This is a genomic window from Streptomyces sp. AK02-01A (assembly GCF_033795305.1).
In the GTDB taxonomy this organism is placed as follows: domain Bacteria; phylum Actinomycetota; class Actinomycetes; order Streptomycetales; family Streptomycetaceae; genus Streptomyces.
On the sequence record NZ_JARBAE010000027.1, the window covers coordinates 41,790 to 67,588 of the forward strand.

The 25,799-nt window shown below is 69.4% G+C and carries 32 protein-coding genes and 1 riboswitch; of the genes, 22 read left to right on the top strand and 10 right to left on the bottom strand.

Annotation, left to right across the window (positions count from 1 at the left end; translation table 11 throughout):
* Positions 1–3 precede the first annotated feature (3 nt).
* Together PV679_RS23330 and PV679_RS23335 are read right to left on the bottom strand one after the other, a co-directional pair.
* Positions 4–306 carry an urease subunit gamma gene (locus PV679_RS23330; RefSeq protein WP_319682315.1) on the bottom strand — a complete coding sequence of 101 codons (303 nt, stop codon included), beginning with the start codon at positions 304–306 and terminating at the stop codon, positions 4–6.
* 207 nt (positions 307–513) lie between these two features.
* The gene (locus PV679_RS23335; RefSeq protein ID WP_319682316.1) at positions 514–867 is read right to left on the bottom strand and encodes a type II toxin-antitoxin system Phd/YefM family antitoxin; all 354 of its coding nucleotides are present in this window, start codon (positions 865–867) and stop codon (positions 514–516) included.
* Between the two features lie 70 nt (positions 868–937).
* On the opposite strand from PV679_RS23335, the gene PV679_RS23340 reads away from it, so the two are divergent.
* From PV679_RS23340 to PV679_RS23350, 3 genes are all read left to right on the top strand, one after another.
* Positions 938–1,591, top strand: a complete 654-nt coding sequence (locus PV679_RS23340) for an ATP-dependent Clp protease proteolytic subunit (protein WP_319682317.1) — start codon at positions 938–940, stop codon at positions 1,589–1,591.
* A 6-nt stretch (positions 1,592–1,597) separates the two neighbouring features.
* Positions 1,598–1,906 (top strand): hypothetical protein, encoded by a 309-nt coding sequence (locus PV679_RS23345; protein WP_319682318.1) that lies wholly within the window; start codon positions 1,598–1,600, stop codon positions 1,904–1,906.
* 310 nt (positions 1,907–2,216) lie between these two features.
* Positions 2,217–2,403: riboswitch (cyclic di-AMP (ydaO/yuaA leader) on the top strand.
* Positions 2,404–2,405: 2 nt separating this feature from the next.
* Positions 2,406–2,882: a C40 family peptidase gene (locus PV679_RS23350; protein WP_319682319.1), complete on the top strand. Its 477-nt coding sequence runs from the start codon at positions 2,406–2,408 to the stop codon at positions 2,880–2,882.
* Between the two features lie 111 nt (positions 2,883–2,993).
* Here PV679_RS23350 and PV679_RS23355 read toward each other — a convergent pair whose 3' ends face one another.
* Positions 2,994–3,428: an ATP-binding protein gene (locus tag PV679_RS23355; RefSeq protein ID WP_319682320.1), complete on the bottom strand. Its 435-nt coding sequence runs from the start codon at positions 3,426–3,428 to the stop codon at positions 2,994–2,996.
* Between the two features lie 268 nt (positions 3,429–3,696).
* Between PV679_RS23355 and PV679_RS23360 the strand changes: the two genes are divergently transcribed.
* Together PV679_RS23360 and PV679_RS23365 are read left to right on the top strand one after the other, a co-directional pair.
* Positions 3,697–4,551, top strand: coding sequence for a helix-turn-helix transcriptional regulator (locus tag PV679_RS23360; protein ID WP_319682321.1), 855 nt, complete (start codon positions 3,697–3,699; stop codon positions 4,549–4,551).
* 8 nt (positions 4,552–4,559) lie between these two features.
* Complete coding sequence (locus tag PV679_RS23365) at positions 4,560–4,817, top strand: DUF397 domain-containing protein (RefSeq protein WP_416069781.1); 258 nt, start codon at positions 4,560–4,562, stop codon at positions 4,815–4,817.
* A gap of 16 nt (positions 4,818–4,833) precedes the next feature.
* Here the strand turns inward: PV679_RS23365 and PV679_RS23370 are convergent, their stop codons facing one another.
* Positions 4,834–6,000, bottom strand: coding sequence for an 8-amino-7-oxononanoate synthase (locus PV679_RS23370; RefSeq protein ID WP_319682322.1), 1,167 nt, complete (start codon positions 5,998–6,000; stop codon positions 4,834–4,836).
* 143 nt (positions 6,001–6,143) lie between these two features.
* Between PV679_RS23370 and bioB the strand changes: the two genes are divergently transcribed.
* From bioB to bioD, 3 genes are read left to right on the top strand one after another with little or no spacing between them, the layout of a single operon-like run.
* Positions 6,144–7,274, top strand: a complete 1,131-nt coding sequence (gene bioB, locus PV679_RS23375; protein WP_319682323.1) for a biotin synthase BioB — start codon at positions 6,144–6,146, stop codon at positions 7,272–7,274.
* Entirely contained in the window at positions 7,267–8,556 is a 1,290-nt protein-coding gene (locus tag PV679_RS23380) for an adenosylmethionine--8-amino-7-oxononanoate transaminase (protein WP_319682324.1), read from the top strand. The genes bioB and PV679_RS23380 overlap by 8 nt, the downstream gene beginning before the upstream one ends.
* A 1-nt stretch (position 8,557) precedes the next feature.
* Complete coding sequence (gene bioD, locus PV679_RS23385; protein WP_319682325.1) at positions 8,558–9,325, top strand: dethiobiotin synthase; 768 nt, start codon at positions 8,558–8,560, stop codon at positions 9,323–9,325.
* A 171-nt stretch (positions 9,326–9,496) separates the two neighbouring features.
* Here bioD and PV679_RS23390 read toward each other — a convergent pair whose 3' ends face one another.
* The gene (locus PV679_RS23390; protein ID WP_319682326.1) at positions 9,497–9,868 is read right to left on the bottom strand and encodes a fic family toxin-antitoxin system, toxin component; all 372 of its coding nucleotides are present in this window, start codon (positions 9,866–9,868) and stop codon (positions 9,497–9,499) included.
* The gene (locus tag PV679_RS23395; RefSeq protein ID WP_319682327.1) at positions 9,865–10,092 is read right to left on the bottom strand and encodes an antitoxin; all 228 of its coding nucleotides are present in this window, start codon (positions 10,090–10,092) and stop codon (positions 9,865–9,867) included. The genes PV679_RS23390 and PV679_RS23395 overlap by 4 nt, the downstream gene beginning before the upstream one ends.
* A 197-nt stretch (positions 10,093–10,289) precedes the next feature.
* On the opposite strand from PV679_RS23395, the gene PV679_RS23400 reads away from it, so the two are divergent.
* The 6 genes from PV679_RS23400 (at position 10,290) to PV679_RS23430 (ending at position 16,554) form a co-directional block, all read left to right on the top strand.
* Positions 10,290–11,633: a hemolysin family protein gene (locus PV679_RS23400; RefSeq protein WP_319682328.1), complete on the top strand. Its 1,344-nt coding sequence runs from the start codon at positions 10,290–10,292 to the stop codon at positions 11,631–11,633.
* Positions 11,633–12,646 (top strand): hemolysin family protein, encoded by a 1,014-nt coding sequence (locus tag PV679_RS23405; protein ID WP_319682381.1) that lies wholly within the window; start codon positions 11,633–11,635, stop codon positions 12,644–12,646. Before PV679_RS23400 ends, PV679_RS23405 begins: the two co-directional genes overlap by 1 nt.
* Before the next feature lie 83 nt (positions 12,647–12,729).
* Positions 12,730–13,536: an SGNH/GDSL hydrolase family protein gene (locus PV679_RS23410; RefSeq protein WP_319682329.1), complete on the top strand. Its 807-nt coding sequence runs from the start codon at positions 12,730–12,732 to the stop codon at positions 13,534–13,536.
* A 68-nt stretch (positions 13,537–13,604) separates the two neighbouring features.
* Positions 13,605–15,038 carry an adenylosuccinate lyase gene (gene purB / locus PV679_RS23415; RefSeq protein ID WP_319682382.1) on the top strand — a complete coding sequence of 478 codons (1,434 nt, stop codon included), beginning with the start codon at positions 13,605–13,607 and terminating at the stop codon, positions 15,036–15,038.
* A gap of 145 nt (positions 15,039–15,183) precedes the next feature.
* Positions 15,184–15,723: a G/U mismatch-specific DNA glycosylase gene (mug, locus tag PV679_RS23420; RefSeq protein ID WP_319682330.1), complete on the top strand. Its 540-nt coding sequence runs from the start codon at positions 15,184–15,186 to the stop codon at positions 15,721–15,723.
* 288 nt (positions 15,724–16,011) lie between these two features.
* Complete coding sequence (locus PV679_RS23430; protein ID WP_319682331.1) at positions 16,012–16,554, top strand: dihydrofolate reductase family protein; 543 nt, start codon at positions 16,012–16,014, stop codon at positions 16,552–16,554.
* Positions 16,555–16,634: 80 nt separating this feature from the next.
* On the opposite strand, the gene PV679_RS23435 is transcribed toward PV679_RS23430, so the two are convergent.
* Positions 16,635–16,841: a hypothetical protein gene (locus tag PV679_RS23435; RefSeq protein WP_319682332.1), complete on the bottom strand. Its 207-nt coding sequence runs from the start codon at positions 16,839–16,841 to the stop codon at positions 16,635–16,637.
* 221 nt (positions 16,842–17,062) lie between these two features.
* Here PV679_RS23435 and PV679_RS23440 point away from each other — a divergent pair, with 221 nt between their 5' ends.
* The 6 genes from PV679_RS23440 to PV679_RS23465 all read left to right on the top strand — a co-directional run bounded on the left by PV679_RS23440 (position 17,063) and on the right by PV679_RS23465 (position 20,072).
* Positions 17,063–17,242, top strand: coding sequence for a hypothetical protein (locus PV679_RS23440; protein WP_319682333.1), 180 nt, complete (start codon positions 17,063–17,065; stop codon positions 17,240–17,242).
* 8 nt (positions 17,243–17,250) lie between these two features.
* Complete coding sequence (locus PV679_RS23445) at positions 17,251–17,751, top strand: DUF6879 family protein (RefSeq protein ID WP_416069784.1); 501 nt, start codon at positions 17,251–17,253, stop codon at positions 17,749–17,751.
* Positions 17,702–18,619, top strand: a complete 918-nt coding sequence (locus PV679_RS23450; protein ID WP_319682335.1) for a helix-turn-helix transcriptional regulator — start codon at positions 17,702–17,704, stop codon at positions 18,617–18,619. The genes PV679_RS23445 and PV679_RS23450 overlap by 50 nt, the downstream gene beginning before the upstream one ends.
* A gap of 185 nt (positions 18,620–18,804) precedes the next feature.
* Positions 18,805–19,179, top strand: coding sequence for a hypothetical protein (locus PV679_RS23455; RefSeq protein ID WP_319682336.1), 375 nt, complete (start codon positions 18,805–18,807; stop codon positions 19,177–19,179).
* Positions 19,172–19,753: a 3'-5' exonuclease gene (locus PV679_RS23460; RefSeq protein ID WP_319682337.1), complete on the top strand. Its 582-nt coding sequence runs from the start codon at positions 19,172–19,174 to the stop codon at positions 19,751–19,753. The genes PV679_RS23455 and PV679_RS23460 overlap by 8 nt, the downstream gene beginning before the upstream one ends.
* Positions 19,731–20,072, top strand: a complete 342-nt coding sequence (locus PV679_RS23465) for a hypothetical protein (protein ID WP_319682338.1) — start codon at positions 19,731–19,733, stop codon at positions 20,070–20,072. Before PV679_RS23460 ends, PV679_RS23465 begins: the two co-directional genes overlap by 23 nt.
* Before the next feature lie 150 nt (positions 20,073–20,222).
* On the opposite strand, the gene PV679_RS23470 is transcribed toward PV679_RS23465, so the two are convergent.
* Positions 20,223–20,690 carry a hypothetical protein gene (locus PV679_RS23470; protein ID WP_319682339.1) on the bottom strand — a complete coding sequence of 156 codons (468 nt, stop codon included), beginning with the start codon at positions 20,688–20,690 and terminating at the stop codon, positions 20,223–20,225.
* A 123-nt stretch (positions 20,691–20,813) separates the two neighbouring features.
* On the bottom strand, positions 20,814–21,254 hold the full coding sequence (locus PV679_RS23475; protein ID WP_319682340.1) for a nitroreductase family deazaflavin-dependent oxidoreductase: 441 nt from the start codon (positions 21,252–21,254) through the stop codon (positions 20,814–20,816).
* A 135-nt stretch (positions 21,255–21,389) separates the two neighbouring features.
* Between PV679_RS23475 and PV679_RS23480 the strand changes: the two genes are divergently transcribed.
* Complete coding sequence (locus tag PV679_RS23480; RefSeq protein ID WP_319682341.1) at positions 21,390–22,547, top strand: ROK family transcriptional regulator; 1,158 nt, start codon at positions 21,390–21,392, stop codon at positions 22,545–22,547.
* An 86-nt stretch (positions 22,548–22,633) separates the two neighbouring features.
* Here the strand turns inward: PV679_RS23480 and PV679_RS23485 are convergent, their stop codons facing one another.
* On the bottom strand, positions 22,634–23,398 hold the full coding sequence (locus tag PV679_RS23485; protein WP_319682342.1) for a GntR family transcriptional regulator: 765 nt from the start codon (positions 23,396–23,398) through the stop codon (positions 22,634–22,636).
* A 481-nt stretch (positions 23,399–23,879) separates the two neighbouring features.
* On the opposite strand from PV679_RS23485, the gene PV679_RS23490 reads away from it, so the two are divergent.
* Positions 23,880–25,511 (top strand): alkaline phosphatase D family protein, encoded by a 1,632-nt coding sequence (locus PV679_RS23490; protein WP_319682343.1) that lies wholly within the window; start codon positions 23,880–23,882, stop codon positions 25,509–25,511.
* The last annotated feature ends 288 nt before the right edge of the window (positions 25,512–25,799 follow it).

The window sequence follows — 25,799 nt, forward strand, 5'->3', positions numbered from 1 at the left end:
CCGTCAGACGATCGGGTCATGGACGGTGACGAGTTTGGTGCCGTCCGGGAAGGTGGCCTCCACCTGCACGTCGTGGATCATCTCGGGGATGCCTTCCATGACTTCCTCGCGGCCGAGCACCTGACGTCCCGATGCCATGAGTTCGGCGACGGTACGGCCGTCCCTGGCGCCTTCGAGGATGTGCGAGGTGATCAGGGCGACCGCCTCGGGATGGTTGAGCCGCAGTCCACGCGCCCGGCGCCTGGCCGCCACGTCCGCGGCCACATGGATGAGCAGCCGTTCCTGTTCGTGCGGGGTCAGTTGCACGCTTCCACCTCATCGTCTCCGGCCCGGTGGCGGCCGGGCACAGCGGTAGTCGAGCCGGCTTCGACACTCCGTCGGGCCGCGAGCGGGCAGCTTACGGCCGGACGTCGCACGTTAGGGCGGAAGTTTTTCCGGCGCGTTAACTGATCTCGCGCTCACCTGCGGCGGCACTGGGTCGTATACGGAGCGGAAGGACGCGTCCGTACGGCGTCACCGTCCGTGGCCGGCGGGACGCTCACCGTTCTCGGGGCCGTGGCGTTCCGAGCGGTGATCCGGTCCCCGGTGTTCCTCGCGCCGCTCCGAACGGTGCTCGGCCGCGATACCGAAGCGGCGGCGTTCGCCGGGAGCGGACGGCATGGAGCGGATCGCCGAGACGGAACTGATCACCTGCTCCTCGGCCGCTTCCTGTTCCTTTTCGAGTCGTTCCAGGTCAGCGGCGGAGACCAGCGCGACGAGCGGCTTGCCGTGCCGGGTCACAACCACTCGCTCACCGCCGTAGACCACGCGGTTGATCAGATCGGCGAGCTCTGCCCGGGCTTGCGTCACCGGAATCTCGTAGGCCATGCTCCCCATCATAACGGCCTGTACGTCCTGTACATTTTTTACAGAGACCGCGCATGAGGAGAGGTACGCCATGAACGGCCCTTCGGCCCGCTACGTCCTGCCCGAGTTCACGGAGCGCACAAGCCACGGCACCCGCACCCTCGATCCGTACTCCAAGCTGCTGGCGGAGCGGATCATCTTTCTCGGCACCGCCGTCGACGACACCGCGGCCAATGATGTGATCGCGCAGTTCCTGCATCTGGAGTACGCCGCGCCGGACCAGGACATCTGCCTGTACATCAACTCTCCGGGCGGTTCGGTCAGCGCCATGTCCGCGATCTACGACACGATGCGGCTCGTCACCTGCGACGTGGAGACGACCTGCCTCGGCCAGGCCACCTCGACCGCCGCCGCGCTGCTGGCCGCCGGCACTCCGGGAAAGCGGATGGCGCTGCCCGGCGCCCGTGTCGTCCTCCAGCAGCCCGCCGTCGAGGAGCCGGTCATGGGCCAGCCGTCCGATCTGATGATCCAGGCCGAGGAGATCCTGCGGCAGCGCTCGCTGCTCGGATCGCTGCTGGTACGCCACACCGGCCGGAGCGCGGAGCGGATCAGCGAGGACATCGAGCGGGACAAGATCTTCGACGCGGTGGACGCCAAGGCGTACGGCCTGGTCGATCATGTGGTGCGGAACCGGAAGACGTCCGCGGCCTTCCCCGGTCCCGCCGGCTCTCCAGGCGGGCGGTAATCGCCGATGCCGCCACCGGAACTGCCGCCGCTGCCCGCGCTGACCCGCGCCGAGGGCGACGTCGTGGACAGCTATCTCCAGGTCGTCGACCTGCTGGGACGGATCAATCCGGCCCGTGGCTCGGACACCTACAGTGCGCTGCGCGCGGCGCAGGCGCTGCCCGCACGGGTGGCCGAGCTGCGGGACGCACTGACGGCGATGCACGCCAGAGGCGAGACCGAGCTGCACACGGCGACTCTGGCCCGCGCGCTGCGCGTACTGGACGGAGAGCGGCGGGCCGGGAGGGTCACCATGCCTCCCGGACACGCGACTTGACGGCGTGTCCCTCCCATACGGACGCGCCCGTACGGGAACGGCTCCCTCATTCGGCGTATCACGGCGCGGGCCGAGATCGGGCGCTCAAGTTGCGCGAAGCGGCCGGACGCGCGAGGCGGCGCCGGTTTCCTTGCAGCTACAGGCCCTGACGAACCCCGACACTCCGTCATCAACCGTTGACTGACCACCCGTATGGGTCAGACGTGATGAGACTCACATATCGTCGTTTCGTCACCGAAACGCACCGGTTCCGCGTCAAGATCCCTGAGACGACAAGCCCCCGCCACCACGGCGAGGCGGTCCGGGCGGACGCTGAGTCCTGCCGCCGTACCGGATGACTGGTCGACAGGAGTGGATCGGCAGGAGTGGAGGACCCAAGCGTGACGGGACGACCGGGTTGTGGCCGTTCCTCGGGGTGAAGCCGCTTGCGCGGCCGGGCATCTTCGCCTGTCCGAACCCGACAGGTCATCCTTCACAAGCGGCTGACGAAGGGTTGAGCATGACCGCGCAGACGCATGTCCCGTCTTTGCTCTCACGGACCCGTGCCGTATCGGTCCTTACACTCGCCGCCGTCGGCGGCACCATGCTGGTGCCGAGCGCCGCCGACGAGGCCAACGCGGTCCCCGGCCACGCGACCAAGGCACTGCGGATCGCCGCCTCCAAACAGGGGTCGCCGTATCAGTACGGCGCCACCGGGCCGTATCGCTTCGACTGTTCGGGGCTGACGCTCTACTCCTACAAGAGAGTAGGGAAGAGACTCCCGCGCACGGCGCAGCAGCAGTACAACCGGACCCGCCACATCTCACCCTCCCACCGGCGCAAGGGTGATCTGGTGTTCTTCCACTACGGAAGCAACATCTACCACGTCGGCATCTACGCGGGCCGGGGCAAGATCTGGCATTCGCCCAAGACCGGCGCCGTGGTGCGGCTGGAACGGATCTGGTCCCGAAGCGTCTGGTACGGCCGGGTGAACTGAGGGCGCGGGGGAGCCCCCCGCAGCCGAGCGCCCGCTGACGACGCGTCGGATCCACGCGCCGCCTCCACGGGCGCTCCCTCCCGTCCTGGCGGCTCCGGGCCGGTCCTCGGATCAGCTCTGGGCTGGGGCCGCCGTCCACGGCAGGGTGATCCAGATCGTCTTGCCGCCTTCCGCGGTCGGGGTCACGACCAGCCGGCCGCCGTACTCGGCGGTCAGCGAACGGATGATGGCCATGCCTCGGCCGTTGTCCTGCTGCACCGGCGCGGGAAGCCGCTGCGGCCAGCCCGGATGGCTGTCGGTGACGCCGAGGCGCAGCTCCTCATGACGGTCGAGCCGGATTTCCACCGTGAAGGTGGGCGACTGGCCGAACGTGTGCTGAACGGCGTTGGTCGCCAGCTCCGAGACGATCAGCCGGACCGTGTCGGCGGTCTCCGCGTCAGCGGGCAGTCCCCACTCGGTGAGCAGGTCCGCGACATATCTTCGCGCCGCCGGTACGGCCGCGGGGTCGCTCGGAAGGGTGATGGATGCTTCTTGCCGGTCTGCCATGAAGTCGCCGTCCCTTTCCCGCCGGGCCGGTCTCCGGCACAGAGCGGATGACTGCGCGGACGGCCTCGGACTGTGCTCCGCGTCAGACTGCCACTTGTCGGGCCGTTCGCAGAGCCGATCCACCGAGATCTGCATATATCTGTCGCTCGTAGCGGTGAACTCTGCTACGCGAGACCGTATTTGAGCCCCGAAAAGATAGCTTCTCCGCCGCGTCTCCGAATGGCGCGAGCGAGGACAGGCGGCACGGGGAAGAGGAAGTGATTCGGTCATGCGGCATATTCCGGCGGTGCGCCGACGCAGGCTCGGAGACGAATTGCGCAGGCTGCGCCGGAGCGCGGGGCTGACGAGCGGGGAGACGGCGCGGCTGCTCGGCTGGCACCAGTCGAAGGTGAGCCGTATCGAGACGGGTGTCAGCGGGCTGAAGGAGACGGACCTGACCGGCCTGCTCGACGCGCTGCGGATCGCCGATCCGCGACTGCGGACGCTGCTGGGTGCTCTGGCGGGCATACCGGGCAGCGGGCCGGGATGGTGGAAGGCCTACGACGGTGTGATCCCGCCCGGTTACCGGGACTTCCTCAGCCTGGAGTCCCAGGCCCGCGCCGTGCGCACACTGGAGACCTCTGTGGTGCCCGGCCTGCTGCAGACGCCCGGCTATGCCCGTGCCATGACACTGGCCGCGCTGGAAGGTCTGCCGGCCGCGACGGTCGACTCCCTGGTGGAGGTACGGCTCGCCCGCCAGGAGGCGCTGCGCGCCGCGAGACCGCTGGAGCTGAACGCCGTGCTCGACGAGGCCGTACTGCTGCGCGAGGTGGGCGGCCGCGAGGTGATGCGGGAGCAGCTACGGCGGCTGGTGGAGCTGGCCCGTCTCCCTCATGTGCGCCTGCAGGTACTGCCGTTCACCGCCGGCGGCTACATCGGACTCACCGGACCTTTCGTTATCTTCTCCTTTCCGGGCATTACTGATCTGGATTTGGTCGTTCTCGACCACTTGACGAATAGCATCTATCTGGAGCGGAAAGAAGAACTGGAGGCGTACGACGCGGCATTCCGCACGATGCAGGCGCGTGCCCTCTCGCCCGAGGACTCTTTGGATCTCATCGCCGGGATCGGTGACGGCGCGTAGGGAGCATCATGACCGCTCGCCCCGATGGGCCTTCCGCCCAGAACTCAGACTCCATTCCTTCCACAACTCCCCCGGTCCTGACGACCAGTTGGCGGCGCAGTAGCCGCAGTACCGGGATGAACAACTGCGTGGAGACCGCCCGCACCGGCGCGGCCGGCCTCGCCGTACGTGACTCCAAGAACGTGAGCCGCGCCCCGCTGTCCTTCTCCGCGGGCGCCTGGACCTCTTTCCTGTCCGCACTGCGCGAGGAGGTGCTCGCCGATTAGCGCGTGTCCGTGAGACTCAGCCCGCGGGTGCGGACGCCACGACCGTCCGCACCGCCGCGTCGATCTGCTGGTCCGTCAGATCGGCGCGGGCGGTGAGCCTGATCCGGGAGATGCCGTCCGGCACCGACGGCGGACGGAAACATCCCACGGCCAGGCCCGCGGCGCGGCAGTCCGCGGCCCAGCGCACGGCCGCCTCCGGTGACGGGGCCTGTACGGAGACCACGGCGGCGTCCGGCCGTACGGCGGTGAGCCCTTCTCCGGTCAGCCGCGCGTGCAGGGTGCGGGCGACGGCGCGCACCCGGTCCGCCCGGGCGGGCTCGCGGCGCAGCAGCCGCAGGCTCTCCAGGGCGCCGCCCACGGCCGCCGGTGCCAGGCCCGTGTCGAAGATGAAGGTCCTGGCCGCGTTGACCAGGTGGCTGATGACCCTCGCCGGGCCGAGGACCGCGCCGCCCTGGCTGCCCAGGGACTTGGAGAGCGTGACGGTGGCCACCACACCGCCGGCTCCCGCGATGCCCGCCGCGTCCAGGGCGCCCCGGCCTCCCGTGCCGAGCACACCGAGGCCGTGCGCGTCGTCGACGAGCAGTGCGGCGCCCCGTGTACGGCAGACCTCGGCCAGTTCCCGCAGCGGCGCCGCGTCACCGTCCACCGAGAACACCGCGTCGCTCACCACCAGAGCCCGCCGCCCGGCGTGCGCGTCGAGCGTCTTGCGTACGACAACCGGCTCCGCGTGCGGCACGACCACGGTCTCGGCGCGCGAGAGCCGGCAGCCGTCCACGATCGAGGCGTGGTTTCCCGCGTCCGACACGATCAGAGAGCCCCGGGCCGTCAGCGCGGTGAGAGCGGCGAGATTGGCCGCGTATCCGGAGGAGAGGACGAGCGCTGCCTCGAATCCGCAGAAATCGGCCAGTTCACGCTCCAGTTCGGCGTGCAGCGCGGTACTTCCGGTGACCAGCCGGGAGCCGGTGGCGCCCGCGCCCCAGCGGCGGACGGCCGCCGCCGCGGCGCCGGTCACCGCCGGATGGCGGGCCAGTCCCAGATAGTCGTTGCTCGCCAGATCCAGCAGGACGGAGTCGGCCTCGCGCGGCCGGAGCGTACGGACCAGACCGGAACGCTCGCGGTGCCGCGCCTCGTCGTCGGTCCACGCGAACGGATCGTCGGTCCAGCCGGAGAAGTCCCGCTCCATGGGTCCCGTCCTTTTGTAGGCAGCGCACAGACCCTAACCGGGGCCGGACCGGGGCAGGGTGTGGTCATACACACACGTCGATCCGGCCGTGTTGTGGAGTTCCTCCTTTGCCGCGAGCTGTCAGGTAGGCGAGGATCAGCGCCATGGATCTGCTGAAGACGCTGGTGGAGAAGGGCCTGCGGCGCGAGCTGCCGACCCGCGAAGAAGCGCTCGCCGTGCTGGCGACCTCCGACGACGAGCTGCTCGACGTGGTGGCCGCGGCAGGGAAGGTGCGCCGCGAGTGGTTCGGGCGGCGGGTGAAGCTCAACTATCTGGTCAACCTCAAGTCCGGGCTGTGTCCCGAGGACTGCTCGTACTGCTCTCAGCGGCTCGGTTCCACGGCTGAGATCCTCAAGTACACCTGGCTGAAGCCCGACGAGGCGTCGAAGGCCGCGGCCGCCGGTGTGGCGGGCGGCGCGAAGCGGGTCTGTCTGGTCGCGAGCGGCCGCGGACCGACGGACCGGGACGTCGACCGGGTCTCGCGCACGATCGAAGCGATCAAGGAGCAGAACGAAGGCGTCGAGGTGTGCGCCTGCCTCGGACTGCTCTCGGACGGACAGGCGGAGCGGCTGCGGGCCGCGGGCGCCGACGCGTACAACCACAATCTCAATACGTCCGAAGGGACATACGGGGACATCACCACCACGCACACCTACGCCGACCGGGTCGAGACCGTGCGGCAGGCCCAGACGGCGGGCCTGTCCGCCTGCTCCGGACTCATCGCCGGGATGGGCGAGAGCGACGCGGATCTCGTCGATGTGGTCTTCTCCCTGCGCGAGCTGGACCCGGACTCGGTGCCGGTCAACTTCCTGATCCCGTTCGAGGGAACGCCGCTCGCCAAGGAGTGGAACCTCACTCCGCAGCGCTGCCTGCGCATCCTGGCGATGACGCGGTTCGTCTGTCCGGATGTGGAGGTCAGGCTCGCGGGCGGACGCGAGGTGCATCTGCGCTCGATGCAGCCGCTCGCACTCCACCTGGTCAACTCGATCTTCCTCGGTGACTATCTGACCAGCGAGGGCCAGGAGGGCAGGGCGGACCTGGAGATGATCGCGGACGCCGGCTTCGAGGTGGAGGGCGCGGACACGACGACCCTGCCGGAACACCGCGGCGGCTGCGCCCCGTGCGGCGGCGGCGAGACCGCTCCGGCGGCCGGCGCCGAGATCCCGCCGGCCCGTACGGATCTGGTGGCGGTACGCCGCCGGGGCGCCGGTACGGATCTGGCACCCAATGCCTGAGCTGCCGCCCGCCGAACTGCTGGCCCTGGACCGGGCCCATGTCTGGCATCCGTACGGGCCCATGCCCGGCCGTACGGCACCGCTGGTCGTGGAGTCCGCGTCCGGGGTACGGCTGCGGCTCGCCGAACCGGCCCACGGACAGCGCGAATTGGTCGACGGCATGTCGTCCTGGTGGTCGGCGATCCACGGCTACAACCACCCGGTGCTCAATGAGGCGGCGCGCGGCCAGCTCGACAGGATGAGCCATGTGATGTTCGGCGGGCTCACCCATGAGCCCGCCGTGCGGCTCGCGGCCACGCTCGTCGACATCACGCCGGAGCCGCTGCGCCATGTCTTCCTCGCCGACTCGGGCTCCGTGTCGGTCGAGGTCGCCGTGAAGATGTGTCTGCAGTACTGGCGCTCCGCCGGCCGGCCGGCCAAGCAGCGGCTGCTGACCTGGCGAGGCGGCTATCACGGCGACACCTGGCAGCCGATGTCGGTGTGCGACCCCGACGGCGGGATGCACGGACTGTGGCAGGGCGTGCTGCCGCGTCAGATCTTCGCGGAGGCACCGCCGACGGAGTACGAGGAGACCTACGCCGAGGGCCTGCGCGCGCTGATCGGCCGTCACGCGCGGGAACTGGCGGCGGTCGTCGTCGAGCCGGTGGTACAGGGCGCGGGCGGCATGCGCTTCCACTCCCCCGCGTATCTGCGGGTCCTGCGGGAAGCGTGCGACGAGCACGACGTGCTGCTGATCCTCGACGAGATCGCCACCGGCTTCGGCCGTACGGGCACGCTCTTCGCCGCCGGACAGGCCGGGATCTCGCCCGATGTGATGTGCGTGGGCAAGGCGCTGACAGGCGGTTATCTCACCATGGCGGCGACGCTGTGTACCTCACGGGTGGCCGAGGGCATCTCCCGCGGCGAGGTCCCGGTCCTGGCACACGGCCCCACCTTCATGGGCAATCCGCTGGCCTCGGCGGTCGCCAACGCCTCGATCGGACTGCTGCTCGGCCAGGACTGGGAGCGGGAGGTCAAGCGGATCGGTACGGGTCTGGACGAGGGGCTCGCGGAGGCGGCGGCCCTCCCCGGCGTACGGGACGTACGGGTGCTGGGCGCCATCGGTGTGGTCCAGCTCGACCACGAGGTGAACATGGCGGCCGCGACCCGGGCGGCGGTGCGTGAGGGTGTCTGGCTGCGGCCGTTCCGCGATCTGGTGTACACGATGCCGCCGTATGTGACGGACGACGACGATGTCGCACGGATCTGCCGCGCGGTGACCGCGGCGGCACGGGAGGGCTGACATGCCAGTAGTGATTGTGACAGGGACCGGGACGGAGATCGGCAAGACCGTCGTCACGGCCGCGGTCGCCGCCGCGGCGCTGGCGCGCGGACATACGGTCGCGGTGCTCAAGCCCGCCCAGACCGGAGTCGGTCCCACGGCGGCCGGCGACGCGGACGAGGTGGTCAGGCTGGCCGGTCCCGTCACCGCGGTCGAGCTGGCCCGCTATCCCGAGCCGTTGGCACCGGCGACCGCCGCGCGGCGGGCCGGAGCGCCGCCGGTGCGGCCGTCCGAGATCGCCGTCGCGGCCGAGAAGCTCGCCGCGGAGCACGATCTGGTGCTCGTCGAAGGCGCGGGCGGACTGCTCGTACGGTTCGACGAGACGGGCGCCACGCTCGCGGACGCCGCCAGGCTGCTGCGGGCACCGGTACTGGTGGTCGCGCCCGCCGGGCTCGGCACTCTGAACGCGACCGCGCTGACCGTGGAGGCGCTGCGCGCACGGGAACTCGATCCGCTCGGAGTGGTCGTCGGTAGCTGGCCGGCCGCGCCCGATCTCGCGGCCCGCTGCAATCTGGCGGATCTGCCGGAGGCGGCGGGAGCCCCGCTGCTGGGAGCCGTACCGGAGGGAGTGGGCGCGCTGGCGCCGAGGGAATTCCGGGCGAGCGCCGCGCGGTGGCTGGCGCCACGGCTGTACGGCGGATGGGACGCGGCGGCGTTCAGCGCGGAGTTCGGCCGGGAACCGGCCACCGCTCACCGGCCGGAGCGCGGAATCCGGCAGGGCCTACGCTGACCGGCCTACGCTGACCGGCATGCGCGCACGTGCCGGGGGCGGGACGGTCAGGACACATACGGACGGTTCCAGGTCCTGCGGGATCCGGAGGGCGATGAGGTCTGCTTCGGGGCGAGCGCGAACGCCTGAGTGACGGCCCGGCACGGAGTCCGGAGCGGCGCGGCGGCGCGCTCAGCGGCTCCAGACACGCAGTTCGTCGGCGATGGTGCGGACATCGGCCGTGCCGTCCTTGACCAGCTTGGCCAGATCCCGCACTCGCTCCGGCGAGGTGACGACCTTCAGCCCGCTCGCGACGAGATAGCCGTAGGCCACGGCGGAGGCGAACAGCGCGTTGGACCGCTCCAGGGCCGGGACGTGCAGCAGAAGCTGGAGCAGTGCGGCGGCGCGGGCGTGCGGGTCGCGGTAGACGGGGATGCCGAATATCTCCGCCTCATGGCGGCTGACGGCGGCGACCAGCGCGCCCCAGTCGGCGACCTGCGGGTCTCCGGGAGTGTTGTGCTCCGCGACCATGAGGAGCCAAGCCAGTTCGATCCGCAGGGTCACCGCGCGCCTTCACGCTCCGTGCCGAACTCCTCGGTGAAGACCGATTCGTACTGCTTCATGAAGTCGGCCGCCGCCTCGACGAACGCGCGGCCGGCCTCGCCCTCGTCATGTCTGACCAGCTCCTCGATATAGCGATTCACACTCATCCCACGCTGGGAGGCCCGTCGGCGTGCGGCCTCGGCGGTGGTCTCGTCCACGCGTACGTTGAGCTGGGTCTTCGCCATCCCACCAAGCTAGCGTGACGGCGCTAGCACCGGCAAGGGCGCACAAGGCCGGGCAGGCGTCCGAGCGGCGGACGGACGGTGCCGGACGGCAACCACCACCCGTGAAACGCGCCTCTACGATGGAGCGTCACGCGCCGTCGCGCCGGACATCGCGCGGCCCGCATCCCGCTGACGGATCATGGCACGGAGGTGAACCGATGACCGAAGTGCTCCTTCTCCTCGTCGCGGTGGTGCTGGCACTCGTCTGCGGCGTCTTCGTGGCGGCGGAATTCTCCCTCACCACCGTCGAGCGCGGTGATCTGGAGCGTGCCGCCGAGCGGGGAGAGCGCGGCGCGGCGGGAGCCCTGAAGGCCGTACGCAGCCTCACTTTCCAGCTCTCCGGCGCCCAGCTCGGCATCACCGTGACCAATCTGGTCGTCGGCATGCTCGCCGAGCCGTCCATCGGCGAACTGATCCGCGGACCGGTCGAGGCCATCGGCCTGTCACCCTCCGTGGCGTCCTCGGTCGCCCTGGTCATCGGCACGGCCCTGTCGACCATCGTCCTGATGGTCGTCGGCGAGCTGGTCCCGAAGAACTGGGCGATCTCGTCGCCACTGGCGGTCGCGAAGGTGGTGGCCACGCCTCAGCGGTACTTCACCATGGCCTTCCGCCCCTTCATCGCCCATCTCAACGCCACCGCGAACCGCATCGTGCGCCGGTTCGGCCTGGAGCCCACCGAGGAACTGGCCTCCGCCCGCAGTCCGCAGGAGCTGGTCGCGCTGGCCCGGCACTCCGCGAAGGAGGGAGCGCTGGAGGCGGACACCGCCGAGCTGTTCGTACGGACGCTGAGCCTGTCCGCGCTGACCGCCGAGAATGTGATGACTCCGCGTGTGCAGGTCGTGGCCCTCGATGTGCACGCCACCGCGGAGGACGTCGCCAACGCCACCCGCGCCACCGGCCTGTCTCGCTTCCCTGTTTACCGGGGCAACCTCGACGCGGTCGTCGGCATCGCGCACATCAAGGACGTACTGGCGGTCCCGGCCGCGCGGCGGCCCCGCCATCCGGTGGCCGAGTTGCTGCGTGAGCCGCTGCTGGTGCCGGAGACACTGACCGTGGACAAACTCCTCGACCGGCTGTCCGGCGGCAACACGATGGCCGTCGTCATCGACGAGTACGGCGGCACGGCGGGTGTGGTGACGCTGGAGGACATCGTCGAGGAGGTCGTCGGCGAGGTACGCGACGAACACGATCCGCAGGAGACCGCCGATCTGGCTCCGGAGGGCGAGGACACGGAGGGCAGAGCGCTCTGGTCGGCGGACGGAGCCGTACGCGCCGACCAGTTGGAGAACATCGGGCTGCGGATGCCCGAGGGCCCGTACGAGACGCTCGCCGGATTCGTCGCCACCGAGCTGGGCCGTATCCCCGCCGAAGGAGACCACATCGAGTGGGCCGGCTGGCGGATCGAGGTCGTGGACGCCACCGGCCGGCGCGCGGCCCGGCTGCGGCTGCGCGCGCCCCGCCGTGCGGCCGACACCACCGACACCTCCAGGGAGAGCGGATGATCACGGCGGTCCAGCTTCTCGTCGGCCTGCTGACGCTTGTCGTCAACGCCTTCTTCGTCGCGTCCGAGTTCGCTCTGATCTCCGTACGCCGCAGCCAGATCGAGCCGGAGGCGCAGGCCGGAAACCGGCGGGCGCGCAGTGTCATCTGGGGTCTGGAGCATGTGGCCGCGCTGCTGGCGGCGGCGCAGCTCGGTATCACGCTGTGCACGCTGGTGCTCGGTATCGTCGCCGAGCCCGCCATCGCGCATCTGCTGGAGCCCCTGTTCAACGTGGTCGGCGTGCCGCACGGTGTGGTGCATCCGATCTCGTTCGTGATCGCGCTCGTCCTGGCGACGTATCTGCACATGCTGCTGGGCGAGATGGTCCCGAAGAACGTCGCGCTGGCCGGACCGGCACGGGCCGCGCTGCTGCTCGGTCCGCCACTGGTGGCGCTGGCGCGGGCGCTGCGCCCGGTCATCTTCATGGTCAACGCGTTCGCGAACGCGTTGCTGAGGCTGGTCAGGGTGGAGACCAGGAACGAGGTCTCCGCGACCTTCTCCGACGACCAGCTCTCCCGGCTGGTCACCGACGCGGGCCACGCGGGGCTGCTGGACGACCGCGCGGCCGAGCGGCTGCACGACGCGCTGGAGCTGGGGCGCCGTCCGGTGCGCGATGTCGTGATGCCGCTGGAGCAGGTGGTCTCCGTGCGGCTCGGGGTCACTCCGGAGGAGCTGGAGGCGCTCTCGGCGCGGTCCGGCTTCTCCCGCTTCCCGGTCGTGGACTCCTCGCGGCGGATCCCCGGCTACCTCCATGTGAAGGACGCGCTGGATGTGACACCGCGCGATATGCCGTTCCCGGTCCCGGCGATGCGTGAGATCGCGCGGGTACGCGCGACGACGCCGCTGGACGACGTGCTGACCGCGATGCGGCGCGGTCGCACCCATCTGGCCGCGGTGCTGGACGAGGACGGGAAGCTGGAAGGTCTGGTGACGATGGAGGACGTACTGCGGGAGCTGGTGGGCCGGCACGCCTGACAGGACGTGTCCGGCCGGCCTTCGCCGGCCCTGGAACCACCGTCTGCCGAGCGGACCGTACCGCGCGGTACCATCGCTCCGCCATGGAGATGAATGCCAATTACACGAGTTTTGTCGCGGTCGGTGACTCCTTCACCGAGGGCATGTCCGATCTGCTGCCGGACGGCTCGTACCGGGGCTGGGCGGATCTGCTCGCCGCGCGTCTCGCCGCCCGCACACCCGGCTTCCGGTACGCGAACCTCGCTGTGCGCGGCAAGCTCATCGGCCAGATAGTCGACGAGCAGGTCGGCGTCGCCGCGGCGATGGCGCCGGATGTGGTGACGCTGGTCGGCGGCGGAAACGACGCTCTCCGGCCGAAGTGCGACATGGGGCGGGTGCGCGGTCTGCTGGAGGAGGCCGCGGAGCGACTGGCACCCTCCTGCAAGCAACTGGTCCTGATGCGCACTCCCGCGCGCAACGGTCCCGTGATGGAGCGCTTCCGGCCCCGGATGGAGGAGCTCTTCGCCTTTGTCGACGAGCTCGCGGTGCGGCACGACGCCCTGGTCGTCGATCTCTACGGGACGCGGGCGCTCGGCGATCAGCGGCTGTGGGACGTCGACCGGCTGCATCTGACCGCCGAGGGCCATCGCCGGGTCGCCGAGGCCGCCTGGCAGGCGCTGGGCCTGGACGCGGAGGACGACTGGCGCACCGAGCTGCCGGCGGCCACTCCCGTCCGGTGGCTGATGCGGCGCGCGAGCGACGCGCGTTTCGCGAGGCAGCATCTCGGGCCATGGGTCATGCGCCGGATCACCGGCCGTTCCTCCGGTGACGGCCGTCTGCCCAAGAGGCCGGAGCTGCTGGCTTACGAGGCACCCGGCCCGGCCGGCGCGGGCCCGTCGGAGCTCTCGTAGCAAGCCACAAACCCGGCCGCGGCGCCGACCTGCACAAACCGCCAGTAGAATCTGCACACGTGACTGCCGTGTCTGCGAAGCCTCGCATCCCCAATGTCCTTGCCGGCCGCTATGCCTCGGCGGAGCTGGCCGTGCTGTGGTCCCCCGAGCAGAAGGTGAGGCTGGAGCGCCAGCTCTGGCTGGCCGTGCTGCGGGCGCAGCGGGACCTCGGGATCGAGGTGCCCGAGGGCGCGATCGCCGACTACGAGCGCGTCCTCGACCAGGTCGACCTGGCGTCGATCGCCGAGCGCGAGAAGGTCACCCGACACGATGTGAAGGCGCGGATCGAGGAGTTCAACGCCCTCGCCGGCCATGAGCAGGTGCACAAGGGCATGACCTCCCGCGATCTCACGGAGAACGTCGAGCAGCTCCAGATCCGGCTCTCGCTGGAGCTGATGCGGGACCGTACGGTCGCGGTGCTCGTCCGCCTCGGAAAGCTCGCCGGTGAGCACGCGAAGCTGGTCATGGCCGGCCGCTCGCACAATGTCGCCGCGCAGGCCACCACCCTCGGCAAGCGTTTCGCGACGGCCGCCGACGAGCTGCTGGTGGCGTACGGACGGCTGGAGGACCTGCTGGACCGCTACCCGCTGCGCGGGATCAAGGGTCCGGTGGGCACCGCGCAGGACATGCTGGACCTGCTGGGCGGGGACACCGCGAAGCTGGCGGAGCTGGAGCGGCGCATCGCGGGGCATCTCGGCTTCGCTCAGGCGTTCATCTCGGTCGGCCAGGTGTATCCGCGCTCGCTCGACTACGACGTGGTGACCGCGCTGGTGCAGCTCGCGGCGGCGCCTTCCTCGGTCGCGAAGACGATCCGGCTGATGGCCGGGCACGAGCTGGTCACCGAGGGCTTCAAGGCCGGCCAGGTCGGCTCCTCCGCGATGCCGCACAAGATGAACACCCGTTCCTGCGAGCGGGTCAACGGTCTGATGGTGATCCTGCGCGGCTACGCGTCGATGACCGGTGAACTGGCCGGCGACCAGTGGAACGAGGGCGATGTCTCGTGTTCCGTGGTCCGCAGGGTGGCGCTGCCCGACGCGTTCTTCGCGTTCGACGGGCTGCTGGAGACCTTCCTGACGGTCCTCGACGAGTTCGGCGCGTTTCCCGCGGTCGTGGCGCGTGAGCTGGACCGCTATCTGCCGTTCCTCGCGACGACGAAGATGCTGATGGGCGCGGTGCGCGCGGGCGTGGGCCGGGAGGTCGCGCACGAGGTCATCAAGGAACACGCCGTGGCGTCGGCGCTGGCGATGCGCGAGCAGGGCGCCGAGCGCAATGAACTGCTGGACCGGCTCGCCGCCGACGAGCGCATGCCGCTCGACCGGGCTCAACTGGACGCGCTGATGGCGGACAAGCTGTCCTTCACCGGCGCCGCGGAGGACCAGATCGCGACCCTGGTCTCACGTATCGACGAGATCGTGAAGCAGCACCCGGAGGCCGCGGGTTACACGCCGGGATCGATCCTTTGACCGTGCGGACCGGATCGCGGTCCGGTTCCTGGGCCAGCTCGTGGGCCGGTTCCTTGGCCGAATCGCAGACCGGATCGCGGGCCGGATCGCAGACCGGGAGTACGCGGCGGCCGTTCCGGCCGGCGGTCCGGAGGACGGTCTCCGGATGAGGCCGGAGGAACTGGAAGCCGCCCGGGACCGAGTCCTTTCCGATGTGGTGTCGGACGGGCTGCGCGTGCTGTTCTGCGGTATCAACCCGGGCCTGATGTCGGCGGCGACGGGCCACCACTTCGCCCGTCCCGGCAACCGCTTCTGGCCGGTCCTGCATCTCTCCGGCTTCACGCCGAGACAGCTCGCGCCGGCCGAGCAGGACGAACTGCTGGCCTACGGCCTCGGTATCACCAATGTCGCGGCGCGGGCGACGGCGCGAGCCGATGAGCTGAGCGCCGCCGAGTTCCAGGAGGGCGGCCGGCTCCTCGCCGCCAAGGTGAGCCGGCTGCGGCCACGCTGGCTGGCGGTGGTCGGCGTCACCGCGTACCGGGCCGCCTTCGACGACCGGAAGGCCCAGATCGGCCCGCAGCGGCGGACGATCGGCGACACCCGGATATGGGCCCTGCCCAATCCGAGCGGTCTCAACGCGCACTGGCCGGTGGCGGCGATGGCGGAGGAGTACGGCAGGCTGCGCGCGGAAGCCGAACGCCTCTGAGGCGTGCGCGCCCAAGTCCGCCTCCAGGCACCTCTATTTGGTCTTGCCATAGGAGCGTTGACCACAAACGATCACCGGGTTGGTCACGCGGCCCGGGACTGAGGACGACCCCACCGGCGGTGTCGTTCACGCCGTACTCGGGCACCTTCTCGACGCTGCGCGGCCCGCACATCCGGATGCCGGTTGCTGGCGTCGCGCCACCGCGGATACGTGTGCGGCTCCCGCCCTCGCCCTCCCACCGGCCGAACTATGATTCGGCCTCGGGCCTCAAGTCGTTGGAGAAAACGCATGAGTGATGTGAGCGTCGGCACCGGCAAAGTGGTTGTGAACAGGGCGATGTCGCTGGACGGCTTCATCGCCGGTCCTGGCCACGCGATGGGCTGGATCGCCGAGTACCTGTCCGCGGACGCGTTCCCGGAGGTCATGGCCGCCACGGGCGCCATGCTCGTCGGCCGGGGCACGTACGAGGTCGCCAAGCGTATGGCCGACCAGGACACCGCCTACGACGGGGGCTCACAGTTCATCCTCACCCACAAGCTCCCCGACGAGCCGGACCCTACCGTCACATTCCTCACGTGTGAACTTGAGGAAGCCGTTGCCACGGCACGCAGCGCCGCGGGCGACAAGAACGTGGAAATCCTCGGTGCCGACGTGGCCGCCCAGTGCCTGCAGCGCGGGCTCGTCGACGAGATCCTGGTTTACGTCCTACCGGTGCTACTCGGCGACGGTGTCCGCTTCTCACCCCCAAGCCTCGACAGGATCGACCTGGAACCTTTCAGCAACACCCAGTCGGGCGCCGTCACGATGCTCCGCTTCCGCGTGCGAAGGTAGGCGCGGCCCTCAAGCGGCTAAGGGCTGTCCCTCCCGTAATCCCGGGCGAGCGCGTCCGGGCCGCCGCCTCGCCGCAGGGCCTACGGAGGGTCTGTCTCCGTCACCGCGGCGACCAGGCGGAACCGCTGGTCTCCGGTCCCGCCGGCCAGGCCCACCGCGAGCCAGCGGTCGCCCGTCCGCCACAGACGCAGCCAGCGGACGCCGCTGCTCAACTCCCGCCAGGGCTCCGGTATCTCCTCACCCTCGCCGCCTCGGATCAGGACGCTCGGCGTCTCGATCCGGCACATAACGACCAAGGTCACCGGAAGGTGCGGTTGCTCAACAGCGCCGCGATCGACAGCAAGGAGCCCTCGCCCTATACGTCTTGGTCAGGAGCCCTTGACCGACTGAATGCCGACGGCTCACGATGTGCGAGCACGGTTCGCCAAATTTCGAGCAACGGAGGCACGACATGCGCGCTCGGCTTCTCGGCAAAGACCCGGAGTCCCAAGAAGGCAACTCTCCTACCTTGTTCGCCACCGACCGTACCGACCGCCAGACCTATCTTGCTCAGGGATGGAAGGTGACCGACCCCCAGGCGCTCGCCGACGTCGGCCCCGTCCCCGACCACGAGACTCTCATCGAGATTCCGGAAGAAGTACTCAAGATGTACGCCCTCCGCTACTTGGAGCAGGAGGGAGGGCACTGAACCTGATCATCGGCCCCGAGTTCAGCAAGCTCTTCCGCACCTTCGAGCACACGGCCTTCCGGCTGGAAACTCGGGATCACTACAAGTCGGACAACGAGTCGGCGGCGCTGCGTCAGTTTGCCGCGGGTGAGCCGGTTGACCTCAACTGGTTCCAGAACTGGCTGACCATGATCCGACAGACCACCGCTGAAGGCCGGCGTTTCATGCGCGTGCGCGTAGTGTCGATGCCGCTCACCGATTACAGCCGCTTCGGTGTGTTCTGCTCGGAGCACACCAACGCCGCAGGTGAGGACATCCGTTACCTTCGGAGGGACGACGCGGCGGACCTGCCAGATTACGACTATTGGTTGTTCGACTCGCGCAAGCTGGTGCGGATGCACTTTGATGACGATGAGAACTTCCTGGGCGGTGAACTGATCGAAGACCCCGCCCTGGTCGTGGCACACAACTACTGGCGAGATGCTGCCTGGCATCTCGCTACCAGGCGGGACGACTTTGCCAGCGAATAGAACGACCGGCGTCACCAGTGTCCACGAAGCTCGTGACGCATTGGGCAAACGACTCCGCGAGCTACGCCAGCAGGCCGGCATGAGTGGTCGGCAGCTCGCGGAATCGTTGTCGTGGCCACCTTCCAAGGTGTCCAAGTTGGAGAACGGCCGCCAGGCACCGACCGATGACGACCTTCGTGGTTGGACGCGGGCAACCGGCAGCGAAGGCGAAACGGAAGCGTTGCTCGCTTCACTGCATACCCTCGAAATCCAGCACGCCGAGTGGCAACGTCAGATCAAGTTGGGCTTGAAGCCGCACCAACAAGAGATGGCTTCACTCGACGCCCAGACGCGGCTCTTCCGGGGGTTCGAGTCCACGTTCATCCCTGGGCTCCTCCAGACGGCCGAATACGCGCGGGCACGGTTCGCCCAAAGCATCACCGTGTTCAAGGTACGCAACGACATCAACGAGGCGGTGGCGGCCCGCATCCAGCGCCAGGAAGTCCTGTACAAGCCCGACAAGCGGTTCCACTTCGTGCTGACCGAGGCGGCGCTCCGCTACCGGCTGTGCCCACCGGAAATCATGCTCGGACAACTTGATCGGCTGGTCTCGCTCGCATCGCTGCCCAACGTGAAGCTCGGCATCATCGGATTCGAGACGGCCTACGTGGTCGCGCCCGCTCACGGCTTCTGGATGCTTGACAACGACCGCGTGATGATCGAGACGTTTTCGGCTGAGCTGAACCTCGCCCAACCGCAGGAACTCGGCCTGTACGGCGGCATCTTCGATTCGCTCGCAGCGGTCGCCAGCTATGGCCGATCAGCACGGACGATCATCAACCGGGTGGTTGACGACCTTGTCCCCGACGCCCCGGAGAGTGGCGAGTAATTTCGTACCGGTTCACCCCGCTCGGTACGTTGCGAGAAATGCCAAGAAACTTTCTGGCCATCTGTAAACAGCACCCCTACGCTCCCGGATGGGGCACGCCACTGCGTGCTCCATCCGTCTTCGGTTATGGGAGGCCGTCAGGTGCCCGTCTTGTGCAGCTTTTAACGCGGGATCAGATAGAGCGGATGCCCGAGCGCGCCCGCGACTCGTGCGCCGTGGCGTATGCCCATGAACTGTCGGACTACAACGGCCACTACGGCATCCCTGAACTGTGCGACATCTGCCCGCTCGCGCAGCTCAACCGGTGCAAGAACGCATACAGGGTGCCGGACGCCCTGGGCGTACGAAGGGTCGCCAGCACCTTGCCCGAAGCGCTCGGCTTGGTGGTTGTGGACATCACGGAGCACGCGGCGATCGTGTCCGGGCTCGCCACCGAACAGCCCCGCTACTACTTGCAACACGCCCTCGGTTTCCAGGTGCACGACGTACGGCACCCGCACCGGGAGCGACGACACGGCCGAGCAGACATCGGCTGGGAAGACGGCGCACAAGATGAGTGACTGGACGGAACTTTCGTACGCGGTCGTGGACGTAGAAGGCAACGGCCACCAGCCTCCGGACCTCGTGGAGTTGGCCGTCGTTCCGATCGTCGGCGGCGTCATCGGGGAGCCGGTGTCGTGGTTAATGCGCCCCGATCAGGCCATCACGCCGATGGCCCAGGGCGTCCACGGCATCCGGAACAGGGATGTGGCCGACGCCCCCGTGTTCGCGGACATCAAGGACGACATCCTCAAGGCGTTGGACGTCTCAGCCTTTGTGGCGCACAACGCCCACGTGGACGCCAACGTCCTCCGTCGCAAGCTGCCCGGCTGGGTGTGCCCTGAGGTGTTCGACACGCTCAAGCTCGCGCGCCGCTTCGTGTCCGGCCAGGCGAGTTTTCGGCTGAGCTCGTTGATCGAGGTGTTCCAACTTGCCGAGGGGCTGCCGCGTGATCTGCACCCTCACCGGGCCATGTTCGACGCCTTGGTGGCGGCCCGTCTCTTTGTCCAGCTCGCCTCCACGGCCGGCTCACTGGAAGAACTGCGCGGTACACCGCCCGGAGGGAGGGGAGATGAAACTCCGTCCCTTTTCTGACCACGACCGTGGCATGTTTGTCAGCTTCGACGGCCCCAGCGGTGCGGGGAAAAGCACCATCGTTCACCACCTGGCGCAGATGCTCGTAGTAGCAGGCGAACGAGTCCACGTCACCGCCGAGCCGTCCACCGGCCCCATCGGCAACCTCTGCCGCGAGCTGACCGAGACGGTCACTGGTCACGCACTGGCGTGCTTGTACGCCGCCGACCGCTACCACCACGTTGAGACTGAGATCCGGCCGCACACCACGGCGGGGCAAACGGTCATCAGCGACCGCTACCTCCCGTCGGCGCTCGTCATGCAGCGATCCGAATCTTGACCAACAACGTGAAGCAATGGCAAGTCTCGCACTCCTGGTCTCAACGCGCACTGGTCGACGGCGGCGATGGCGGAGGAGTACGGCAGGCTGCGCGCGGAAACCGAACGCCCCTGAGACGGGCGCGCCCGGGCCGCCGCCTCGCCGCAGGGCCTACGGAGGGTCTGTCTCCGTCACCGCGGCGACCAGGCGGAACCGCTGGTCCCCGGTCCCGCCGGCCAGGCCCACCGCGAGCCAGCGGTCGCCCGTCCGCCACAGACGCAGCCAGCGGACGCCGCTGCTCAACTCCCGCCAGGGCTCCGGTATCTCCTCACCTTCGCCGCCTCGGATCAGGGCGCTCCAGAGACTGATGTACCGCGGCTCTCCGAAGCGCGCGGTGAGGATCTCCGTCAGCGCGGTGTGCTCGGCCGCGGACTGATCGGCGTCCGCCGCCGAGTACGCGCCGTCGTCCCGGAAACCGCCGTCGTCCCGGAAACCGCCGTCCCCTAAGCCGTCGGCACCGGGCAGCTCGGCGAGGTGATAGCCCGGTCCGCTCGTGCCCACCTCGGACGGGCCGCGCTCCGCCGGGAACGCGCGGACGCGCAGCCGCTCGATGACGGCGAGATGCTGTGCGGTGGTCATACGGCCAGTAAACCCCCGGCCACTGACAATTGGCGGCCCGTCAGGCGACCGGACCGGTGCCCGGACGGAACCCGCCCGCGCCCGGTCCGGTTCGCTCAGTTCCGTTCGCTCAATCCTGTTCGCTCAGTCCTTCGTGCGGCGCAGCCGTACGATCGGGATGTCCCTGTCCGTCTTCTTCTGGTAGCCCTCGTAAGGCGGGAACAGCTCCACAAGTCCCGGCCAGACCCGGGCCTTCTCCTCCGGTGACAGCGTCTCCGCCCGCGCGCTGAAGCGCTCGGCGCCGACCTGGACCCGTACGTCGGGCTCCGCCTCCAGATTGACGTACCAGAGAGGATGCGTGTCGGCGCCGCCCTTGGACGCCACGAGCAGTACGTCTTCGCCGTCGCGCCCGTAGATCAGCACGGTCCTGCGCCACACGCCGGTGCGCCGGCCGCGGTAGTCGAGCAGCAGGCACGGCGCGCCCTGCAGGGTGCCGCCACGGGCGCCGTCGGACTCCTCGTACTCCTTGGCCTGCTGGGCCACCCAGTCCTGCGGGCTGACCACGACTTCTTCGTCCTGTGCCATCTCGGCTCCTCCGCTCGTACGTCGCCAACGCGCCTCAGCCTAAGACCTGTCCCAAGCCCGTCGCGCTCGCCCCTCGCCGCGCCGCCGACCAACGAGTAGCATCCGCCAGACACGCACGAGCTGGGAGGACATACCGTGGGGCGGCTGACCGGCGGAGACCCTTCTCTCCTGCGGCGGATCAACTCCGCGGTGGTGCTGCACGCCCTGCGGGGCGCGGGCTCCCTCACGCTCACGGATCTGACCCGGATCACCGGTCTGTCACGGCCGACGGTCGAGGGCGTGGTGGAAGGGCTCATGGAGGCGGGCCTGGTCGTCGAGTCCGCTCCGGAGGAGGGCGAGACGCGTAAACAGGGCCGCCCGGCACGGCGGTTCCGGTTCCGGGCCGAGGCCGGACATCTGCTGGGCATCGAGATCGGCCCGCACCGGGTAGCGGCGCTGCTCTCCGGACTGGACGGCCGGATCATCGGCGCCGGGACGCGCGAGGTGTCGGAGACGGCCGACGCGGACGAGCGCCTGGAGCGGGTCCGGCTCGCCGTCGCCGATGTGCTGCGGCGCGCGGGAGTGGCCCGCAGTTCGCTGCGCGCGGTCGGGGTCGGCAGCCCCGGCATCGTGGAGGCCGACGGGACCGTACGGCTCGGCACCGCGCTCCCGCAGTGGACGGGTCTGGCGCTCGGTGAGCGGCTGCGACGCTCCTTCCGCTGCCCGGTGCTGGTGGAGAACGACGCCAACGCCGCCGCCGTCGCCGAGCAGTGGAAGGGCGCCGCCACCGACTCCGACGACATCGTCTTCGTACTGGCCGGACTGAGTCCCGGAGCCGGTGCTCTGATCGGCGGACGGCTGCACCGCGGCTTCGGCGGAGCGGCCGGAGAGATCGGCGCGCTGCATCTGCTGGGCCGTGATGTGACGCCGGAGAGGCTGCTGTCGACTACCGACGAGCCGCTCCATCCGCTCGACGAGCAGGCGGTGGCCAAGGTCTTCGCCCATGCCCGCGAAGGAGACGTGGGCGCTCAGGAAGCTGTCGAGAGGTTCATTCAGCGACTGGTGCACGATGTGGCGGCGCTGGTGCTGGCGCTGGACCCGGAAGTGGTGGTGATAGGCGGCTGGGCGGCCGGGCTCGACGGTGTGCTCGACCCGCTGCGCGACAATCTCTCGCGCTTCTGTCTTCGGCCGCCGCGGGTCACACTGTCGCTGCTCGGCGAGGCGGCGGTGGCCACCGGCGCGCTGCGGCTGGCTCTCGACCATGTCGAGGAGCAGCTCTTCGCGGTGGACGGAACGGTGACGGCCCGCCGCTGAGCGGCGGGCCGTGTGCTGTAAAACGCGTGCTGTAAAACGCGTGGCGTGAGACGCGTAGTCAGAGACCACACGTCATGCGTACCGGTTCAGGACGCCTGGCGCTCCTGCGGATGGTCGCTGATCTCCAGATCGCCGGAGTCTCCGAAGGTGAGCCGGCAGGTGTCGGCGCGGTAGGTGGCGACCGAGACGGCCGCGGTCCGGCCCGACACGACATAGCGCGTCGTGACCACCAGGACAGGAGCGCCCGGGAGCCGGTCCAGCTCCTTGGCGTCGTCCGCGCGGGCCGAGCCCAGCTCCACCGCGCGGTCCTGGCCGTCAAGGCCGAGACGCCGCAGCTCGCGCAGGACGGCGCGGGCGCGAGCGGGTCCGGAGGGCGCGTCGATGGCCGACAGCTCGGGAACCGAGGACGGCGGTACGTAGAGCAGCTCGGCCGCGACCGACTGGCCGTGCGTGACCCGGATCCTGCGGACGGTGTGGACCTCTTCGCCGGTGTCCGTCTCCAGGAGGCGGGCCACCGCGGCGGGCGCGGGCGTCGTGGCGCAGTCGACCGGCTGCCAGGCGTCATTATGCGTGCCCGGCCATTCGTGCTGCGTGGTGGAGACGTCCACGCCGACCCGCGGCGGTGCGACGGTCGTACCGACACCGCGGCGGCGCTGGAGCCGGCCTTCCAGCTCAAGCTGTTCGAGCGCCTGCCTGAGCGTGGCGCGGGCGACTCCGAAACGGGCGGCCAGTTCACGCTCGTTGGGCAGGATCTCACCTACCGCGAAGTCACTGTCGAGAGCTTCGCCGAGCACGGTCTTGAGATGCCAGTACTTCGGCTCCGGCACTGTTTCAAGCTGCGTGGTCCCCACCCTGATCCTCCGCAATCGCCGTGTCCCCGGCGGGTTTTCCGTGCCCTTGTTTATTAAAGGTTCCTGCACTAACTACCGACCATAGGACGGCTCTTCCCGTTGGTCAAGACCAATCCTGCGCCGGTTACGCAGAGAAATCGCGTCTCGACGCAGGGCGTTCACAGGACGTTCGTACGTGGCTGAGCCGATGGCGGAAAGCGGAGCCGATGGCGGAAACAGGCGCAGGACCGGGCGCCGGGACCGTCGCCGGCGCGCGGAGTCGACAGGCCGTTGTTCATCCCGGGTTCGCGCCCAGGCCGTTGCCGGAGGCCAGGGCCTTTCGTTTGGATCGGACTGGATCAGGGAGCCGGGCGGAGCCCTGGTGACCGACGACAACGCGGCGAGGCGCGGCACCAGGGCACGCGAGCCCGGCACGATCCAGACGACAGGCCCTGGGCATGGATCCCGGCACCCCGTCCCCACTCGCGCAGGAGGCTTCTCGATGTCGCCCAACTCCCCTACCGATCACGGTCGTTCCGCGTCCGGCGAGGCCCTGGACCCGACGGGTTCCGCCGCTCCCGCCCGTCGCCGTGTGCTGCGCGGTTCGCTCGCCGTCTCGGCGGCGCTGGCGCTGCCCGCCGGCGTCGCGGCCGCCGCGCCCGCGCAGGCCCTGTCCGGCCGGCCACGCGCCCTCTGGGGTGTGCAGACCGGCGATGTCACCTCCTCGTCCGCGCTGGTGTGGGTCCGCTCCGACCGGCCCGCCAGGATGATCGTGGAGACCTCGGCCACCGAGTCGTTCCGCCGCTCGCACCGGTGGTACGGCCCGTTGCTCGGCCCCGGCACCGACTTCACCGGCACGGTTCCGCTGCGCGGACTGCCCGCCGGTGAGCAGGTGCACTACCGGGTGACGCCGGCCGATCCCGAAGACCCGCGCCGTACCGGTGAGCCGGTGTACGGCACCTTCCGTACCGCGCCCGCGAAGCGCGGCGGCAGGGTCCGGTTCGTCTGGTCGGGCGATGTCGCGGGACAGGGCTGGGGCATCAACCCGGACATCGGCGGCTATCGCGTGTACGAGGAGATGCGCCGGCTCAACCCGGACTTCTTCCTGTGCAGCGGAGACACCATCTACGCGGACGGCGTGATCGAACCGAGTGTGACGCTGCCCGACGGCCGGGTCTGGCGCAACATCACCACCGAGGAGAAGTCCAAGGTGGCGGAGACTCTGGACGAGTACCGCGGCAACTTCCGCTACAACCTGCTCGATTCGAATCTGAGGTCGTTCAACGCGCAGGTCCCGGCGATCATTCAGTGGGACGACCACGAGGTGCGCAACAACTGGTATCCCGGGCAGATCCTCGACGACGACCGCTACACCGAGAAGAACGTCGACGTGCTGGCCGTCCGCTCGATGCGCGCGTTCCGCGAGTACTTCCCGGTGTCGACGCCGCCGACACGCGGCACGGACCGGCGTGTGCACCGGGTGGTGAATCACGGTCCGCTGCTCGATGTGTTCGTCCTCGACATGCGGTCGTACCGCAACGCCAACTCACCGGGCCGGCAGGCCGACGACACCCAAGGCATCCTGGGCGCCGAACAGCTCCGCTGGCTCAAGCGCGAGCTGTCGCGCTCGCGCGCGGTGTGGAAGGTGATCGCCGCCGACATGCCGATCGGGCTGGTCGTGCCGGACGGTACGGAGAACATCGAGGCGATCGCGCAGGGCGACCCCGGCGTCCCGCTCGGCCGCGAGCTCCAGATCGCGGAGCTGCTGCGCTACATCAAGCACCGGCGGATCACCGGCACGGTGTGGCTGACGGCGGACGTCCACCACACCTCGGCGCAGCACTACGACCCGTCACGGGCCGCCTTCAAGGACTTCGCGCCGTTCTGGGAGTTCGTCTCGGGGCCGCTCGCCGCGGGACAGTTCCAGGCCAGTGCGCTGGACGCCACGTTCGGCCCGGAGCGGGTCTATGTGAAGGCCCCGGACCGTGCCAATGTCTCGCCGATGGAGGCACCGCAGCTCTTCGGTGAGGTGGACATCGACGGCGGCAGCGGAGAGCTGACGGTCCGGCTGCGGGCGGAGGGCGGCACGGTGCTGTTCACCAAGGTCCTCCAGCCCGGGAAGGTCGGGCAGTAGGACGCAGCGGGACGCAGTAGGACACCGACGGACCCGGCGGCGCCGGAGGACGGCGAGCGGCTCCGCCGGGAGCCGGGTCGTTCTCCGGCGCCGCCGGTGTATGTCCGCCCGAGGTGCTGAGTGCCGGGTCCGGCGGAGGCGGCCGGAGAGGCGATATCTCCGGCCGGCCCGGCGGAGGCGACGCCACCACTCGTCAGGACGCACAATAGAGATGATCATTCCTCGCCAAGGTTGGCCGAATATCGCCCAAAAGCGAACAGATCCATACTTAACCCATCAGTCACAAAC

What these genes read in the sequence shown, in the direction of transcription:
- PV679_RS23335 (WP_319682316.1), bottom strand. Translation starts at nt 867, where the DNA reads ATGGCCTACGAGATTCCGGTGACGCAAGCCCGGGCAGAGCTCGCCGAT.
- PV679_RS23340 (WP_319682317.1), top strand. Translation starts at nt 938, where the DNA reads ATGAACGGCCCTTCGGCCCGCTACGTCCTGCCCGAGTTCACGGAGCGC.
- PV679_RS23345 (WP_319682318.1), top strand. Translation starts at nt 1,598, where the DNA reads ATGCCGCCACCGGAACTGCCGCCGCTGCCCGCGCTGACCCGCGCCGAG.
- PV679_RS23350 (WP_319682319.1), top strand. Translation starts at nt 2,406, where the DNA reads ATGACCGCGCAGACGCATGTCCCGTCTTTGCTCTCACGGACCCGTGCC.
- PV679_RS23355 (WP_319682320.1), bottom strand. Translation starts at nt 3,428, where the DNA reads ATGGCAGACCGGCAAGAAGCATCCATCACCCTTCCGAGCGACCCCGCG.
- PV679_RS23360 (WP_319682321.1), top strand. Translation starts at nt 3,697, where the DNA reads ATGCGGCATATTCCGGCGGTGCGCCGACGCAGGCTCGGAGACGAATTG.
- PV679_RS23365 (WP_416069781.1), top strand. Translation starts at nt 4,560, where the DNA reads ATGACCGCTCGCCCCGATGGGCCTTCCGCCCAGAACTCAGACTCCATT.
- PV679_RS23370 (WP_319682322.1), bottom strand. Translation starts at nt 6,000, where the DNA reads ATGGAGCGGGACTTCTCCGGCTGGACCGACGATCCGTTCGCGTGGACC.
- bioB (WP_319682323.1), top strand. Translation starts at nt 6,144, where the DNA reads ATGGATCTGCTGAAGACGCTGGTGGAGAAGGGCCTGCGGCGCGAGCTG.
- PV679_RS23380 (WP_319682324.1), top strand. Translation starts at nt 7,267, where the DNA reads ATGCCTGAGCTGCCGCCCGCCGAACTGCTGGCCCTGGACCGGGCCCAT.
- bioD (WP_319682325.1), top strand. Translation starts at nt 8,558, where the DNA reads ATGCCAGTAGTGATTGTGACAGGGACCGGGACGGAGATCGGCAAGACC.
- PV679_RS23395 (WP_319682327.1), bottom strand. Translation starts at nt 10,092, where the DNA reads ATGGCGAAGACCCAGCTCAACGTACGCGTGGACGAGACCACCGCCGAG.
- PV679_RS23400 (WP_319682328.1), top strand. Translation starts at nt 10,290, where the DNA reads ATGACCGAAGTGCTCCTTCTCCTCGTCGCGGTGGTGCTGGCACTCGTC.
- PV679_RS23410 (WP_319682329.1), top strand. Translation starts at nt 12,730, where the DNA reads ATGGAGATGAATGCCAATTACACGAGTTTTGTCGCGGTCGGTGACTCC.
- mug (WP_319682330.1), top strand. Translation starts at nt 15,184, where the DNA reads ATGAGGCCGGAGGAACTGGAAGCCGCCCGGGACCGAGTCCTTTCCGAT.
- PV679_RS23430 (WP_319682331.1), top strand. Translation starts at nt 16,012, where the DNA reads ATGAGTGATGTGAGCGTCGGCACCGGCAAAGTGGTTGTGAACAGGGCG.
- PV679_RS23435 (WP_319682332.1), bottom strand. Translation starts at nt 16,841, where the DNA reads ATGTGCCGGATCGAGACGCCGAGCGTCCTGATCCGAGGCGGCGAGGGT.
- PV679_RS23450 (WP_319682335.1), top strand. Translation starts at nt 17,702, where the DNA reads ATGCTGCCTGGCATCTCGCTACCAGGCGGGACGACTTTGCCAGCGAAT.
- PV679_RS23455 (WP_319682336.1), top strand. Translation starts at nt 18,805, where the DNA reads ATGCCCGAGCGCGCCCGCGACTCGTGCGCCGTGGCGTATGCCCATGAA.
- PV679_RS23460 (WP_319682337.1), top strand. Translation starts at nt 19,172, where the DNA reads ATGAGTGACTGGACGGAACTTTCGTACGCGGTCGTGGACGTAGAAGGC.
- PV679_RS23465 (WP_319682338.1), top strand. Translation starts at nt 19,731, where the DNA reads ATGAAACTCCGTCCCTTTTCTGACCACGACCGTGGCATGTTTGTCAGC.
- PV679_RS23470 (WP_319682339.1), bottom strand. Translation starts at nt 20,690, where the DNA reads ATGACCACCGCACAGCATCTCGCCGTCATCGAGCGGCTGCGCGTCCGC.
- PV679_RS23475 (WP_319682340.1), bottom strand. Translation starts at nt 21,254, where the DNA reads ATGGCACAGGACGAAGAAGTCGTGGTCAGCCCGCAGGACTGGGTGGCC.
- PV679_RS23490 (WP_319682343.1), top strand. Translation starts at nt 23,880, where the DNA reads ATGTCGCCCAACTCCCCTACCGATCACGGTCGTTCCGCGTCCGGCGAG.